Raw genomic sequence first — 15,658 nt, 5'->3', positions numbered from 1 at the left:
AAGACGGCATACGCGATAGCTGTTATAGTCTCGTGGGCTCGGAGATGTGTATAAGAGACAGCTACCAACTCGCCGGGATCGCGCTGGCCCCGCACAAGATCGAGATGGTCTATTCCCGCCTCGCCCGGCGGCTGCGCGACCTGCGCCTGGGCGACTTCGACAGCTACTGCGCCTTGCTGGAGAGCGAGGAGGGGGCGAACGAGGTCGGCTTCCTGGTCAACGCCCTGACCACCAACCTGACCAGCTTCTTCCGCGAATCGCACCATTTCGACTTTCTGGCGAAGACCGCGGTGCCGGAGATGCGCGCCCGCCACGCCGGGGAGTCCTCCCACCCGCGGCTGCGCATCTGGTCCGCCGGCTGCTCCTCCGGGCAGGAGCCCTACACCATCGCCATGGTTCTGGCCTCCAGCTTCGGGCCGGAGCTGCGGCGCTGGGACGCGAAGATCCTGGCGACCGACATCGACACCCACATGGTCGACACCGCCCGGCGCGGCGTCTATCCCGCCGATCTGGCGAACAGCATCCCGGCCCCCCTGCGCGACCGCTTCACCCGGCGCCAGCGCGAGGCCGGCGAGCCGATGGTGGCGATGGAGGAGGAGTTGAAGCGGCTGATCACCTTCAAGCCGCTGAACCTGCTGGAGCACTGGCCCATGAAGGGGCCGTTCGACGCGATCTTCTGCCGCAACGTGCTGATCTATTTCGACCGCGTCGGGCGGACCCAGGTCATCGGCAACTTCGCCCGCATGCTGGAGCCCGGCGGCTACCTGTTCCTCGGCCATTCGGAGAGCCTGTACGGCGTGTCGGACCGCTTCCGCCAGACCGGCCCCACCATCTACCGGAGGCTGTGACGCATGACCGCATTCGCAAGCCGCCGTGCGGCGGAGGCCCGGCAGAGCGGCGGCTACTTCCACCCGCAGTTCCGCGCCCACACGATGAAGGTCTTCCTCGGCCATCATCTGGTCAGCGACCGGTCGGACGTGATGATGGTGACGACGCTGGGCTCCTGCGTGGCCGCCTGCGTCCACGATCCGGCGACGGCGATCGGCGGCATGAACCACTTCCTGCTGCCCGAGGTCCCGGAATCCGAGGACGCCGGCACCGGGGCGGCGGCGCGCTACGGCTCGGTCGCCATGGAGCGGCTGATCAACGACCTGCTGGCGCGCGGCGCCCAGCGCGGGCGGCTGGAGGTGAAGCTGTTCGGCGGCGCCCGCGTCATCGATTCCAGCTTCGACGTCGGCCAGCGCAACGCCGCCTTCGCGCTCGACTATGTCCGGCGGGAGGGGCTGAAGCTGATGGGCCAGGATCTGGGCGGCGCCTCGGCCCGGCGCATCCACTATTTTCCCCACACCGGCCGGGCCATGCGCAAGATGCTGCGGCCCGAGGCCCTGTCGGAGACGGCGAACCAGGAACTGCATTTCCGCTCCAGCCTGCGGCACCAGCCGATCGAGGGCGACGTGGAACTGTTCGGGGAGGACTGAGCCATGACACGCTCCATCCGCGTCGTGATCGTGGACGACAGCAGCCTGATGCGGGAGATGCTGAAGGCCGTCATCTCGGACGAGCCCGGCATCGAGGTCGTCGGCGTCGCCCGCGACCCCTACGAGGCGCGGGACGTCATCAAGCGGACCAACCCGGACGTCGTCACTCTGGACGTCGAGATGCCGCGGATGGACGGGCTGTCCTTCCTGGAGAAGATCATGACGCTGCGCCCGACGCCGGTCGTCATGGTCTCCTCCCTGACCCAGGAGGGGTCGGAGGCGACGATCCGCGCGCTGGAGATCGGCGCGGTGGACTGCGTGGCCAAGCCCGACGGCTCGGAGGGCCACGGCTTCGAGGCGATGGCCCACGAGTTGGTCGGCAAGATCCGCATCGCCGCCACCGCCCGCCTGTCGATGCGGCGGCCCAAGCCCGCGGCCTCGCCCCTCCAGACGCCGCGCCGCGCCGGGTCGGGCACCCGCTTCATCGCCATCGGCGCCTCGACCGGCGGGGTGGAGCGCATCCGCGACGTTCTGGCGGTCATGCCCGCCGACTGCCCGCCCATCGTCATCACCCAGCACATGGGACCGAGCTACGTCCCCAGCTTCGCCGCCCGGCTCGACCGCATCTCGCCGCCGTCGGTGGAGGTCGCCACCCAGGGCGCCCGGCTGGTCCAGGGCACGGTCTACATCGCCCCCGGCGACCGGCATCTGGTGATCATCCGCGACGCCCAGGGCTATTCCTGCCACATCCAGGACGGCCCGGCGGTCAGCGGCCACCGCCCGTCGGTGGACGTGCTGTTCTCGTCCGTCGCCAAGGCGGCGGGGGCGAACGCGGTGGGGGTGATCCTGTCCGGCATGGGCCGCGACGGGGCGTCGGGCATGCTGGCGATGCGCGACGCGGGGGCCTATACCATCGGCGAACAGGAATCGAGCTGCGTCGTCTACGGCATGCCGCGCGCCGCCCGGGAAGCCGGGGCGGTCGCCGTCGAACTGCCGCTGGCGCAGATACCGGCCGAGATGCTGCGCGCGTTCGACGCCATCGGCGAACACCGCACGCGCGCGAACTGAGGAGCAGCACCATGTCTTTCTACGGCCGCGCGCCCCGCCTGGAAGCCGGACCGGAACCGGAGAAGCCGGACCTTCCCGACGATGGCGCTCCCGTGCACAGCCTGCCCGAGATCGGCGAGAAGATCGCGGTCACCGGGGAGCTGCTGGCGACCTGGATGGGCTACGCCGACATCCAGCGCCGCACGCTGGAGGCCGTGCAGAACGAGCTGACCCGCACCTCCTCGACGGTCGAGGACGCCACGCTTGACCTCTCCTCCCGCTTCCGCGAGCTGGCCGAGAAGGCCATGCAGCAGTCGGAGCGGGTGGAGGAGATCGTCGGCATGGCCGGCTCCGTCTCCATCGACGGGGAGCGGGTGCCGATGGACCAGCTGGTCACCGGCATGCAGCAGATGATCGCGGACATGATCTCCAACATCGTCATGCTGTCGCGCCACGCCATGAGCATGGTCTATCTGCTCGATGACGTGCAGAAGGACGTGGCGGAACTGGAGAAGTCGATCGGCGACATCGACGCCATCAACCGCCAGACCAACTTCCTGGCGCTGAACGCCACCATCGAGGCGAGCCGCGCCGGCGAAGCCGGCCGCACCTTCGCGGTGGTCGCTCAGGAGGTGCGCCACCTCTCCCGCAACACCGGGGCGCTGGCCGACCGCATGCGCTCCAAGGTCACCGCGGTGGTCAAGGGCGTGCGCAACGGCCATGACATCCTGCGCCAGATCGCCGACACCGACATGTCCCCCCAGATGCTCGCCAAGGAGCGGGTGGACAAGACCATGGACAGCCTGGTCGACCAGACCAACCACTTCCAGGCGGTGCTGGAGACGGCGGCGACCGTGTCGTCGGACATGTCCGCCACCATCAGCCGTATGGTCACCGGGATGCAGTTCCAGGACCTGACCAAGCAGCGGCTGGAGGCCATCAACGACAGCCTCGCCATCATGGCGGAAGGGCTGAACGAGCTGGAAAACCGCACCCGCGTCGAAATGCCCGCTTCCTTGGGGCCGCAGGTTCCGCAGGAATGGCTCGACGAACTGCTGGGCCGCTTCAAGCTGAGCGAGATGCGCCAGCGCTTCGTGCGCCGTCTGCTGCTGGAAGGTACGGCGCTGGACGAGCATGGCGTCCTTGACGTCGATGCCGGCCAGGACGACAGTTCCGGCGGCGACATTGAACTTTTCTGAAGCCGAGGGATTCTCTGGAATCCCCGGCCTGTCTTGCTCCATTCTGGCGTGGTCCGCAAAGGCCACCCGCCCCAATGCCCCAAGAACACCCTTCAGGAACACCGGACCGATGGACTACGGAATTGAGGACAAGGAGCAGGAAACCCTGGTTCGGTTGCGCGGTCGTCTGACCTTCAACGACCACGCCAAGCTGCGCGCCCTGATCCGGGAGATGCTGCAGAACAAGGCCAAACGTCAGGTGCTCGACCTTTCCACGCTGGAATTCGTCGATTCGGCGGGAATCGGCATGCTGCTGATCGCGCGGGAGGAAATGGCGAACGCGGACAAGCAGCTCGTCCTGCGCTCCGCCGCCGGACAGGTCAAGCGCGTGCTGACCGTGGCCCAGCTCAATAAGATCGTCACGATCGAGGACTGACCGCCTTGGTCCCCTCCCCCACCCGCGTCGCCGCCCTGCAAGGCCTGGGCGTGCCGTCCGACCGGCTGGACCGGCTGTCGGCAGCGCTTCGGCTTCCGCCCCGGCGGCCCGGCTCCCCGGCGGGGGAGGCGTTCGGCGCCTCCGTTCTGCTTCTGGTGGGCGATGCCGGCGCCGTGGAGGCGCCGGAGTTCTGGCAGCGGCCCTTTGGCGCCTGGATCGAGATCGCCGGACTGTCCGACGCCCAGATCGTCGAGGCCGCGCACCGCGCCGCCCGCGCCGACCTGTTCGCCTGCGTGACGACGGTGACCGCCAACCGCCTGCATCTGGCCGGGCGCATCCTGAACGGGCTTGCCGCCCTGCATCCCATGCCGGAAGCCCAGCGCGACGACATGGAACTGGCGCTGCACGAGGCGATCAGCAACGCGGTGGTCCACGGCAACCTTCAGGTCGAAGGCATGAAGGGGCTGAGCGTCGAGGCGCTGGAGCGCTTTTCCCACGACCTGGCCGCGCGCATGGCCGACCCCGCCTTCGCCGAGCGCCGGATCGAGGTCACCGCCTGGCTGGAAAGCGCTTGCGCGGTGGTCGAGGTGGCCGACGAGGGAACCGGCTTCGCCCGGCCGGAGCGCATCGACTACGGCGCCTCGGGCCGCGGGCTGGACCTGATCGCCGCCATCGTCGAGGAACTTCAGCTTCTCGACGGCGGGCGCCGCATCCGCATGAGGTTCCCTCTCTGATGGACGACGCCATCGCCGCCTGCCGCATCCTGGTGGTGGATGACACCGACTTCAACCGCACACTGATCGGCGCCCTGCTCACCGAAGCCGGCTTCCAGAACATCGCTTATGCCAAGGATGGCTTCGACGCGCTAGAGCAGATCGCGGCGGAGGCGCCGGACCTGCTGATCCTCGACATCATGATGCCGGGAATGGACGGGTTCGAGGTGTGCCGCCGCCTGCGCGCCGACCACGCCTACGCCGACCTGCCGGTGCTGGTGCAGACCGCCCTGTCGTCCAGCGACGACCGCAACCGTGCCTTCGCCGCCGGCACCACCGACCTGATCTCCAAGCCGCTGGACCGGACGGAGCTGGTCGCCCGCGTGCGCATCCACCTGCAGAACCGGGTGCTGATCCGCGACCTGCAGACCTACCGGGCGCGGGTCGAGGGGGAGCTGGCGATGGCCCGCTCCATGTACGACCATCTGCTGCCCTCCGCGGCCCTGTGCGCCGCGCTGACGGACAGCGCGGGGGTGACGCTGCGGTCGCACACCGCGCTGTCCTCCGATCTGGGCGGCGACCTCTGGGGGGTGCTGCCACTGGCGGGCGGCCGGTTCGGTCTGTTCCTGCTGGACATGGCCGGGCGCGGCGTGTCGGCGGCGCTGAACGCCTTCCGCATGCACACGCTGATCCACGAACTGGCGCCCCATCTCGGCGAGCGGCCCTGCGCCTTCCTGACCGAACTGAACGAGCGGGCCGTCTGCCTGCTGGAGCTTGGGCAGCACGCCACGGTGATCTACGGCGTGGTGGACGGCGCGGCGGAACGCTTCACCTACGCGGCGGCGGCGGCGGCCCCGCCGGTCCTGATCCCGCCCGGCAACGCGGCGTTGGTCTTCGGCGAGGGGGCTGACCAACCGGTGGGCATCGCCGCCGGCGCCCGCTACGAGGAGCAGAGCCTGCCCTTCCCTCCGGGCTCGGCGTTGGTCCTGCACTCGACCGCCGTGCTGGAGGCGCTGGGCGGGGGCAGCGGCGGCTTCGCCGCCCTGCTGCAGAGCGCCGCCGTCCAGACCGCGATGGCTGACGACGATGGTGGCGGGGGCAGCGGGAGCGGCGGCGCCTTCACCGCGGTGACGACGGCGCTCGCCGCCGCCCAGGGCGACGTGCCGCTCGACGACCACACGCTGGTCTGGATCGGGCACGGGGGGGCGCGATGAACAACCTGCCGGAGGTTCCGGGGCTGGACACGGCCCGCGTCCTGGTGGTGGACGACAACCGCGTGAACCGCCACCTGCTCCAGGCGCTGCTGGAACGCGGCGGCGTCACCCGCATCGAGATGGCGGAGGACGGCAACGACGCGCTGGCCCGGCTGGACAGCTTCCGGCCCGACCTGATCCTGCTCGACCTGATGATGCCGAACCTGGACGGGTTCGAGATGTGCCGGCGCCTGCGCGCGCTTCCCGCCTGGAAGGACCTGCCGGTCCTCGTGCAGTCCAGCCTGAACCGGGCGGAGGACCGCGCCAAGGCCTTCGCCGCCGGGGCCACCGATTACGTCACCAAGCCGATCAACGCGGTCGAGCTTCTGGCCCGCGTGCGCATCCACCTGCAGAACCGCGCGCTGCTCCACGACCTGCAACGCTTCCACGAGCGGACGGAGAGCGAGCTGTCGCTCGCCCGCAAGATGCAGGAACGGCTGATGCCCTCGCCGGAGCGGCTGGCCGAGGTGGAGGCTGCGGCGGGGGTGGACATCGCCGCCCATTTCGCCCCCTCGTCGGAGCTGGGCGGCGATTTCTGGGACCTGCGGCACGACGCCGTTGCGCCGGGCCAGGGACAGGTGCAGGGACAGGGCCGGACCATGCTCTACATGGTCGATTTCTCCGGCCATGGCGTCGGGGCGGCGCTGAACACCTTCCGCCTGCACGCGATCTGCCAGCAGATGGGAGTGTCCGGCCTGACCCCGGGCGAGTTCCTGTCCACCATCAACCGCCGGCTGTGCGCGCTGCTTCCCAACGGGCAGTTCGCCACCATGCTGGCCGGGGTGGTCGAACCGGCGGGGAACCGCTTCGTCTACGCCTCCGCCGGGTCCACGCGCCCGATGGTCTGGGCGCCGGGCGATTCCGCGCCGCTGCTGGGCGACAGCGCCGGCCTGCCGCTCGGCCTGCTCGCGTCGGCGGAGTATGAGGAGCGCTCCCTTCCCCTGCCCCCCGGCGGGCGCCTGTTCCTTTATTCGGACGGTGCCATCGAGATCCCGGTCGGCAGCGACGTTCTGGACGAGCCTGGCCTTGCCGCCCTGGTCGCCGAGCGGATGGACGAGACGGATGGTGGCCGTTTCCTGGACGGGTTGCTGGACCGCCTGCGCGCCGTCGGCCCGATCGACGACGACCTGACCGCGCTGCTGCTGACCCGCAAGGGCTGACCGGCCCATGGAACCAACGGGCGCATGACCGCCAGCTCGCCCCACGCCGCCCCCTTCCGGGTCGTTCTGGACACCAACATCCTTGTCGGCTACGCCCTGCTTGGCGCCGAGGTGCCCCGCCGCAGCCTGGCCATCCAGCGCAGCGTCGACGCGGTGCGGGCGCAAGGAACCGCCTTCGTCTCCGACGCCACGCTGGCGGAACTGCGCGAGGTGCTGATGCGCCCGGACTTCGACCGCTACCGCCCGGCTGGGGAACGTGCCGCATTCCTGGCCGCCTTCGCCGCGGAGGCCCGGCGGGTCGAGCCCGCCCCGGTGGAGCGGCTGTGCCGCGACCCCGAAGACGACATGTTCCTGGCCGTGGCGCTGGCCGCCGACGCCGACTGGCTGGTGACGGTGGACCGGCAGCTTGTGTCGGTGCGTCGGGTGGGCCGCACCCGCATCCTGCGCCCCGAGCGGTTCCTGGACGCGATCGCCTGACTCCGCGTTTTGCGTTTCCGCCTGCAAAATTTCCGCTCGACTTCCAGCATGCGTTCCCTAGAATGAAAAGAGAACACTTCGCAAACTAGCGGTGAACGGATCGCGGGTGACCGGATGAGCACGCAACCTCTCCTGTTCGACAGCCTGCCCGAGACGGAGCGGGCGCGCAAACCGGCGCGCCGGTCCCGCGCCTCCACCGTGGCGGCGCCGGTGGCCGTCGACGTGGTGCGGGAGGACGTTCCGTCACCATCGGCGCCGCCGCCCATGACCCTCGCGCTCGTCCCGCCGCCGCCCGTCCCGATGGCGCCGCGCGCCGACTTCGACCCGGCGGCCCTGACCAACGCAGAGTTGCGGGCGCTGGCGCAAGCATTGCCGGACCACAAGCTGGCCCATTTGCTGATCGAAGCCGCGCGCGAGTTGAAGCGCCGCGCCGCGCCGGGGGCTTGGGAGGAGGAAGGAGAGGACGGCCCGTCCGAACCGAATCCCCTGTTGCTGCGCGCCGCCCGGCAGGCGGTCGGCGAATTGTCAGGCGAGGATGGTTGACCAAGTCACGAACACTGACCGATTCACAGAATACGTGCCTGGAAACAAAATAATCCCGCCGCAATAGATCGTTTCGTACCCCAACTTTGTACGGTTCCCTCCCCCCGATTCGGGAATGATGGCGCGACAAGACACGCACTTATGTGCAATGATGTGTCCGTAGCCTGACCAATGGCCGCGCCTGCGTTTCCCTGGCGCATCGCCGGCGGTCCGAGCCGAAAAGGAACGACCCGCGGGGAGGGTGATTTGGACTGGATGACCTGGCTCCAGGATTGGGGCGATGCCTTCTATCCCCTGGCCTTCATATGGGCCTTCTTCGAAGGCGAGACCTTCGTCATTTTCGGCGGGATGGGCGCGCATCTGGGGATCATCAACCTTTACTGGTTGGTTGCCGCCGTGTGGATCGGCAGTTTCATGGGCGACCAGTGCTATTTCTGGATCGGCCGCAAATGGGGCGGCAAGGCGCTGGCCCGCTTCCCGGCGGCGGAAGCCCGTGCGACGCGCGTCCTGTACTGGCTGGAAACCTACGGCGTCGGCTTCATCCTGGCCTTCCGCTTCCTCTACGGGGTGCGCAACATCGCCTCGGTCGCCGTCGGCACGTCCCGCATGCCTTGGCGCAAGTTCCTATTCTGGAACTTCATCGCCGCCGGCATCTGGGCTTGGAGCTTCGCCGGGGCCGGCTACCTGTTCGGCGAGGCCGCTGCCGCCATCGGCGAGAACGGCCCGAAGATCCTCCTGCTCATCGCGCTGGGCATCGGCGTCACCATCTTCGCCGTGAAGAGCGTGATGTGGGTCCGCCGCCGCTACGCCGCCTCTGAGACGCAGGCGTAACCCCCCCCTCTCCTCGATGATCAAGGCAAAGAGCCGCCGCGGGCAACCGCGGCGGCCTTTTTGTATCGGCTCCCTCACGCCCGGCGGGCGATCCATACGGCGGTCAGATCGTCGCGCAGCGGCAGGCTGGTGCGGGCGTAGAAGCGCTCCAGCAACGGCCCCAGCGGGCGGGCGCGGTTGGCGGCGATGGCGCCAAGCAGCAGGCCGGGGACCCCATCCTGGCCGATCGGTTCGTTGTCCGGGCCGCTGCATTCGATCAGCGCGTCGCTGTAGAGGAACAGGCAGCTCCCGCGCGGCAGGCGCAGGCTGCGGTCGGCATAGACGGCGCGACGCGACGCCCCCAGCACCAGCCCCGCCGAGTCGAGCAACCGAAGTTCCCCCGCGATCCCCACCACCGGATTCGGCGCCCCGGCCGAGGCGTAGGTCAGCGTGTCGGTGTGCAGGTCGAGGATGCCGAAAAAGGCGGTGGCGAACTGCCCGACCGGCAGCACCTCCTTCAGCGCCAAGTTCAGCCCGGCCAGCCACTCCGAGGGCGGCACATGCTGCATGGGGAAGCGGTCGATCAGCGTGTGCAGACGGAAGGTGTTGATTGCCGCGGTGATGCCATGGCCGGCGAAATCGACCAGCAGGAAGGCGACGCGGTGGCTGTCCAGCGGATAGACGTTCCAGAAATCGCCGCCCAGCTCCGACGAGGTTTCGAAATGGGCGTCCAGCACCAGCTCGTACCGCTCGGCGACGGCCTCCAGCTCCTTCGGCTCGGGCAGCAGGGACAGCTGCATCGCCTTGGCGTGCTTCAACTCCCGCTCGACCCGCCCGCGGAAATTGGCGAGGTCGGTGAACAGCTTGCGCTTTTCAAGCTGGTGGCGGACGCGGGCGACGCATTCGCCGGGCTTGATCGGCTTGGAGATGAAATCGCTGCCGCCGGCCTCGAAGCAGCGGACCTGCTCCTCGTCGCTGTCCAGCGCCGTCTGGAACAGGATCGGCAGCTCCTCATGGGTCAGCCGCTCGCGCAGGCGCCGGCACATCTCCAGCCCGTCCATCACCGGCATGCTGACATCCAGCAGGACGAGGTCGGGGCGGAAGCTTTCCACCTTGCGCAGCCCCTCCACGCCGTTCTCGGCGACCTCGATCTGGGTCAGCCCGGCGCGGCGGATCATCAGGGCCAGCGACTTCCTGTTGAACTCGTTGTCGTCAACGATCAGGACACGGCTGGCGGCGAGGGAAATGGGCATGCGCGGACCCGCCCGCCCGTCACAGGTCGAACTGCAGCAGGGTGCAGCGCCCGCCGTCGGTCACATGGATGCGCCGGGCCAGCGCCCGCATGAACACGAAGCCGCGGCCGGAATGGGCGCCGCTGTCGGTGTCCTGCGGCAGGGCCGCGGCGTCGAACCCGTTGCCCTGGTCGACCACCGCGATGGACAGGCTGTCGGCGGTCCAGCGTGCGAAGATATCGATCCGCCGCTGCCGCACGGCACCGTCGCCCAGCCGTTCGCGGAGCAGCCGGCTGAACAGGCGGTAGCCCTCCGGCTGCTCCTTGGTCGCACTGGGGATGCCCAGATTGCCGTGAACGATGGCGTTGGCGATGGCCTCGTGCAGGCACAGCTCGACGTTGCCGCGCCGCTCCGGCGTCAGCACGCCGCGCCGGGTCAGCTCGTCGCAGACCAGAACCGCGCATTGCAGGCCGTAAGCGGTGCCGGTGGTCAGCGACAGGTAGAATCCCCGCTCCACCGGCGGGGCGCCCAGCCAGTCGGCGTCGATGGCGCCGGTCCCCTCCTCCCGCTCCGTCAGCTCCACCGTCAGGAAGGGGTTGAGCCCGAAGGCGTCGCGCAGGATGTCCCGGTCGGCCTGGGCCAACAGCACCGCGGCGGCGGCCCGGCCATCCACCGCGTCTGCGACGCCTCCCGCGGCCCCGCCCAGGCCGAAGCGCGCGGCGACCCGCGCGGCGATGTCCGCCGGCACGCGGTCCCGCACCACGCTGAAGGGTCGCACGGCGCCGGCCGGACCGGGGGGGTGGCTGGCGGAGGGGGCTGGGAAACCGTCCATCACCCGCTCACCGTTCGATGGTGACGACTTCGCCGATCCGCGCCAGGTCGATGGATCGCAGCACATCGCCCTGCAGCTTGCGGAGGACCATCTTGATGTTGCGCTGCTCCGCCTCGTCCTGAAGGATCAGCAGCATGCCGATCCCCGCGGAGTCGATGAAAGTCAGCCCGTCCATGTCCAGGATGAAGCGGCGCGCGCCCTCGCCGTTGAGCAGATCCACGATATCGGGAAGGCTGTCATGGTCGGTGAACTCCAACCGGCCGCTCAACAGCACCTCGATGGTTTCAGAGGTCCGGCGCACCTGGAAATTCATGACATCCTCTTGTGTTGCACCGCGCAAGCGGCTCCCGCGAACAGTAGTGCAAGGCCGATCCCCCCTCAAGCTTCAAGTATACATTTCGCTAATTTTGTCGACCACAGGAAGAATTTTCACGCTTCACACGCCATAGACGGATGGCACCGGTTGATAGTACAACCGCGTTGCCGGTGAAGGCGGCGCTGTGCCGCCGCCCCGCTCCGGTCATGCGACCCCGCAGCGGGATACCCCTTCATGACGGTGATCGAGCAGGCGTGGAAGACGGTGCCGACGGTGTCGGCGAAGTTCCTGCTGATCCTGATTCCCATCCTGATGCTGACCACGCTCGGCTTCTCCTCGATCTTCTTCTACGGCAAGTACAAGGATCTGCGCGGCGCCCTGCGCGACCGGATCGAGGCGGTGGCGGAGATCAACGCCGTCGCCCTGTCCTCCAGCCTGTGGGCCGTGGACGTTCCGGCGATCCGCAACATCATCCAGGCGATTTCCGTCAACCGCGAGCTTCTGTGCATCGAGGTGGCGGACGAGCTGGCCGACGGCCATTTCGCGTGGCCGGAAGCCGACTGCCGTCCCTTCACCGGGCACGAGGCCGTGCGCCGTCCGATCCAGGTGCAGAACCGGCGGCTCGGCACGCTGACGCTCTATTTCAGCTACGCCCCGGTCGACGAGCAGATCCGGCAGGAGATGGTCAACACGCTGTGGCTCCTGCTTCTGATGCTGGTCGGCACGCTGGTCACCGCGCTGACCGCCCACCGGCTGACCATCGGCGTGCCGCTGGGCCGGCTGATCGCGTCGATCCGCACCGCGGAGCAGGAGCATCTGCGCCAGCCCGTGCATTGGTCGTCGGCCGATGAGCTGGGGCGGGTGATCGCCGCCTACAACGGCATGCTGACCCGGCTTGACGAGGAGGAGGCCGCCCTGCGCCAGAGCGAGGAACGGTTGGGGCTGGCCATCGCCGCCACCCGCTCCTCCGTCTGGGATTACGATTTGCGGACCGGCCAGTATTGGTGGTCGAAGGAGTTTCCCGCCCTGCTCGGCTACGGCCCGGCCGAACTGGCGATGACCGCCCGGACCTGGGAATCGCTGATCCATCCGGAGGAGCGGCGGCGGGTCATCGCGGAGTCCCGCAGCCGCGTGCGCGACAAGGACAGCGCCCATTCCATCGTCTACCGCATGCGGCGGCGGGATAGCGGCTGGAGCTGGATCGAGGACCGGGCGACGGCCCTGCGCGACGGCGCGGGAACCGCGGTCCGCCTCACCGGCACCATGTCCGACGTGACGGAGCGCATGCAGGCCGAACGGGATCTGGCGCGCGAGCGGAACGTCCTTCAGATCACGCTCGACAACACCGACCAGGGCATCATCATGGTGGACCGCAACCTGCGCGTCGTCATGTCCAACCGCCGCGCGGCGGAGCTTCTCGACGTGCCGGCGGCCTTCCTCGCCCGCAACCCGCTGTTTCCCGAGATCATCCAATTCCAGCGCGCCCAGGGTGCCTTCGAGGATTTCAGCATCGATCCCGACCTGGAGCTGGACGAGACCGCCGTGGTCCCCGACCAGCCCTTCGCCTTCAAGCGGCGGCGGCCCGACGGCACGATCATCGAGGTGCGGTCCAACCCCCTGCCGGAGGGCGGATTCGTCCGCACCTTCACCGACGTGACGGTGGAGGCGCGCTCCGCCGAGGAGGTGTTCCACGCCATGGAGGCGCTGGAGACCGCCTACGCCGACCTCAAGGAGACCCAGGACAGCCTCGTCCAGGCGGAAAAGATGGCCTCGCTCGCCCTGCTGGTGGCCGGCGTCGCGCATGAGATCAACACGCCGGTGGGCATCGCCTACAGCTGCTCCACCCATCTGGCGTCGAAGACGCGGACGCTGACCGAGGCCTTCGCGAAGGGCACCCTGAAGAAGTCCGACCTGACCGCCTACGTGGCGGCGGCGGGCGAATCCTCGCGGCTGATCGAACAGAACCTGACCCGCGCGGCGGAACTGATCCAGAGCTTCAAGCGCGTCGCCGTCGACCAGACCAGCCAGGAGCGCCGCCGCTTCGACCTGCGCTCCTATCTGGACGAGATCATCACCTCGCTGGGACCGCGCCTGCGCAAGAGTCCGCACCGCATGACCGTCGCCTGCCCGGACGGCATCACCATGGACGGCTACCCCGGCGCGCTCAGCCAGGTCATCACCAATCTGGTCATCAACGCGCTGATCCATGCCTTCCCCGACGGCCGCGAGGGCACGATGGCGCTGAGCGTGGCGGAGCTGCCGGACGGCGAGCTGGACATCCGCTTTTCCGACGACGGGGTCGGGATCGCCCCGGACAATCTGCCCAAGGTGTTCGAACCCTTCTTCACGACCAAGCGCGGCACCGGGGGCAGCGGCCTCGGCCTTCACATCGTCTTCAACCTGGTGACGCAATCGCTGGGGGGCCGGATCTCGGTGGACAGCCCGGCCCCAAGCGACTCCGCCCCCGACCACCCCACAGGCGGGGGCACCACCTTCCTCCTGCGGATTCCCGTGACGGCGCCCCGGATGGCCAGCGCCACCGGGAAGGGTCCGGCAACCGATGCAGCATGACGGACGCAGCATGACCGACGAGCTGATCATGCCCGACACCGACCCCAACTCAGACGACGAGATCCTGTTCGCCGACGAGGAGGGCGAGGACGGGGACGAAACCCCGCCCTGGCCCATCCTGGTGGTGGACGACGAGGACGACGTCCATTCCATGACCGCCCTCCTGCTGGACGACGTGGAGTTCCAGGGCCGCCGGCTGGAGCTGATCGGCTGCCGCTCCGCCGCCGAGGCGCGCGCCGTTCTGCGCGCCCGCCGGGACATCGCCGTCATCCTGCTGGACGTGGTGATGGAGGAGGAGGACGCCGGGCTGACGCTGGTCCGCTGGGTACGCGGCGTGCTGGGAAACCTCGACGTCCGCATCATCCTGCGCACCGGCCAGCCGGGGCAGGCGCCGCAGCGCGACGTGATCGTCGGCTGCGACATCAACGACTACAAGTCGAAGGCCGACCTGTCGGCGGAGGGGCTGTTCACCGCGGTGATCGCGGCGCTGCGCGCCTACGACCACATCCGCTTCATCGAGACCAAGGTGGCCGAACGCACGCACGAGCTGCGGCAGAGTCGCGAGCAGATGCGCGCCATCCTGGAGTCGAGCCCGGTCGGCGTCTGCGCCTACACCCACGACGGCGTCCTCGTGATGTGCAACGACCGGCTGGTCCATCTGCTGGGCGTGCCGAAGGAGCGGCTGATCGGCGTCTCCATCGCCGACCTGTTCATCGAGCCGGACAACACCGAGGCGCACGAGACGCACTGGACCTTCTTCCGGCGCTCGCTGCGCGACGCCGAGGTGCGGGTGCGGCGGGCCGACGGCTCCGTCTTCTGGGCGCTGGTGTCGGTGGACCCGACGCTGCTCGACGGCCGCCCGGTCCATCTCGCCTGGGTCTACGACATCACCCGGCGCAAGCTGGCCGAGCGCCGGATGGAACAGGCCAAGGAACAGGCGGAGCAGACGACCACCGCCAAGTCCGCCTTCCTCGCCACCATGAGCCATGAGATCCGCACCCCGATGAACGGCGTGCTGGGCATGCTGGAGTTGCTGGAGCGCACGCCGCTGGACGGCGGGCAGCGCGACACCGTGGCGACCATGCGGGAATCGGCGGCCTCGCTGCTGCGGATCATCGACGACATCCTCGACTTCTCGAAGATCGAGGCCGGCAAGATGGACCTGGAGCAGGTGCCCGTCTCCGTCCCCGCCCTGGTCGAAGGGGTGGCCGAGACGCTGGCCCCGGCGGCGCGGGCCAAGGGGCTGGCGCTGCTGACCTACGTGGACCCGGCGATCCCGCCGGCGCTGACCGGCGATCCGGTGCGGCTGCGCCAGATCCTGTTCAACCTGTGCGGCAACGCCATCAAGTTCACCGAGCGCGGGCGCATCGTCGTCCAGGCCACCCTGGCCGCCAGGATGGACGGCAACAGCCAGGGCGGCACCCGGCTGCGCATCGAGGTGGCGGACACCGGCATCGGCATTTCCGAGACGGCGCGCCGCCAGCTCTTCCAGCCCTTCACCCAGGCGGAAAGCTCGACCGCCCGGCGCTTCGGCGGCACCGGGCTGGGCCTGTCGATCAGCCGGCGGCTGGTCGCGCTGATGGGCGGGGCTGTCTCTTATACACATCTCCGA

At 69.0% G+C, this 15,658-nt stretch carries 16 protein-coding genes; 13 read left to right on the top strand and 3 right to left on the bottom strand.

Annotated features, from left to right (window positions below; genetic code table 11):
* The 11 genes from Q4I23_RS21940 to Q4I23_RS21890 all read left to right on the top strand — a co-directional run.
* Nucleotides 1-848: CheR family methyltransferase (locus Q4I23_RS21940; RefSeq protein WP_498527606.1), on the top strand; the 848-nt coding region annotated here is incomplete at its 5' end.
* Nucleotides 849-851: 3 nt separating this feature from the next.
* Nucleotides 852-1,478 (top strand): chemotaxis protein, encoded by a 627-nt coding sequence (locus tag Q4I23_RS21935; RefSeq protein ID WP_498527605.1) that lies wholly within the window; start codon nucleotides 852-854, stop codon nucleotides 1,476-1,478.
* 3 nt (nucleotides 1,479-1,481) lie between these two features.
* Nucleotides 1,482-2,546, top strand: coding sequence for a protein-glutamate methylesterase/protein-glutamine glutaminase (locus Q4I23_RS21930; RefSeq protein WP_454019074.1), 1,065 nt, complete (start codon nucleotides 1,482-1,484; stop codon nucleotides 2,544-2,546).
* 11 nt (nucleotides 2,547-2,557) lie between these two features.
* Nucleotides 2,558-3,724 carry a methyl-accepting chemotaxis protein gene (locus Q4I23_RS21925; RefSeq protein WP_237904846.1) on the top strand — a complete coding sequence of 389 codons (1,167 nt, stop codon included), beginning with the start codon at nucleotides 2,558-2,560 and terminating at the stop codon, nucleotides 3,722-3,724.
* A 109-nt stretch (nucleotides 3,725-3,833) separates the two neighbouring features.
* Nucleotides 3,834-4,139: an STAS domain-containing protein gene (locus Q4I23_RS21920; protein WP_014241675.1), complete on the top strand. Its 306-nt coding sequence runs from the start codon at nucleotides 3,834-3,836 to the stop codon at nucleotides 4,137-4,139.
* A gap of 5 nt (nucleotides 4,140-4,144) precedes the next feature.
* Nucleotides 4,145-4,873: an ATP-binding protein gene (locus Q4I23_RS21915; protein ID WP_454019073.1), complete on the top strand. Its 729-nt coding sequence runs from the start codon at nucleotides 4,145-4,147 to the stop codon at nucleotides 4,871-4,873.
* Nucleotides 4,873-6,066, top strand: coding sequence for a response regulator (locus tag Q4I23_RS21910; protein ID WP_498527604.1), 1,194 nt, complete (start codon nucleotides 4,873-4,875; stop codon nucleotides 6,064-6,066). Before Q4I23_RS21915 ends, Q4I23_RS21910 begins: the two co-directional genes overlap by 1 nt.
* On the top strand, nucleotides 6,063-7,265 hold the full coding sequence (locus Q4I23_RS21905; protein WP_498527603.1) for a PP2C family protein-serine/threonine phosphatase: 1,203 nt from the start codon (nucleotides 6,063-6,065) through the stop codon (nucleotides 7,263-7,265). The genes Q4I23_RS21910 and Q4I23_RS21905 overlap by 4 nt, the downstream gene beginning before the upstream one ends.
* Nucleotides 7,266-7,289: 24 nt before the next feature.
* Complete coding sequence (locus Q4I23_RS21900) at nucleotides 7,290-7,742, top strand: putative toxin-antitoxin system toxin component, PIN family (RefSeq protein WP_498527602.1); 453 nt, start codon at nucleotides 7,290-7,292, stop codon at nucleotides 7,740-7,742.
* A gap of 114 nt (nucleotides 7,743-7,856) precedes the next feature.
* Nucleotides 7,857-8,285, top strand: coding sequence for a hypothetical protein (locus Q4I23_RS21895; protein ID WP_454019069.1), 429 nt, complete (start codon nucleotides 7,857-7,859; stop codon nucleotides 8,283-8,285).
* 255 nt (nucleotides 8,286-8,540) lie between these two features.
* Nucleotides 8,541-9,116 carry a DedA family protein gene (locus tag Q4I23_RS21890; RefSeq protein ID WP_237904919.1) on the top strand — a complete coding sequence of 192 codons (576 nt, stop codon included), beginning with the start codon at nucleotides 8,541-8,543 and terminating at the stop codon, nucleotides 9,114-9,116.
* A gap of 74 nt (nucleotides 9,117-9,190) precedes the next feature.
* Here Q4I23_RS21890 and Q4I23_RS21885 read toward each other — a convergent pair whose 3' ends face one another.
* The 3 genes from Q4I23_RS21885 to Q4I23_RS21875 are packed head-to-tail and all read right to left on the bottom strand — an operon-like array spanning nucleotide 9,191 to nucleotide 11,472.
* On the bottom strand, nucleotides 9,191-10,348 hold the full coding sequence (locus tag Q4I23_RS21885) for a PP2C family protein-serine/threonine phosphatase (protein WP_498527601.1): 1,158 nt from the start codon (nucleotides 10,346-10,348) through the stop codon (nucleotides 9,191-9,193).
* A 19-nt stretch (nucleotides 10,349-10,367) separates the two neighbouring features.
* Nucleotides 10,368-11,159 (bottom strand): ATP-binding protein, encoded by a 792-nt coding sequence (locus Q4I23_RS21880; RefSeq protein WP_498527600.1) that lies wholly within the window; start codon nucleotides 11,157-11,159, stop codon nucleotides 10,368-10,370.
* 7 nt (nucleotides 11,160-11,166) lie between these two features.
* Nucleotides 11,167-11,472, bottom strand: a complete 306-nt coding sequence (locus Q4I23_RS21875) for an STAS domain-containing protein (RefSeq protein ID WP_498527599.1) — start codon at nucleotides 11,470-11,472, stop codon at nucleotides 11,167-11,169.
* A 237-nt stretch (nucleotides 11,473-11,709) separates the two neighbouring features.
* Between Q4I23_RS21875 and Q4I23_RS21870 the strand changes: the two genes are divergently transcribed.
* Nucleotides 11,710-14,046: a PAS-domain containing protein gene (locus Q4I23_RS21870; protein ID WP_498527598.1), complete on the top strand. Its 2,337-nt coding sequence runs from the start codon at nucleotides 11,710-11,712 to the stop codon at nucleotides 14,044-14,046.
* Nucleotides 14,047-14,056: 10 nt separating this feature from the next.
* On the top strand, nucleotides 14,057-15,658 hold a 1,602-nt coding region (locus tag Q4I23_RS21865; protein ID WP_498527597.1), incomplete at its 3' end, for a sensor histidine kinase.

It is taken from the genome of Azospirillum sp. UFLA03-27 (assembly GCF_059803775.1).
The sequence above is the reverse complement of the archived record's forward strand: the minus strand, read 5'-3'. Positions and strand labels throughout refer to the sequence as shown.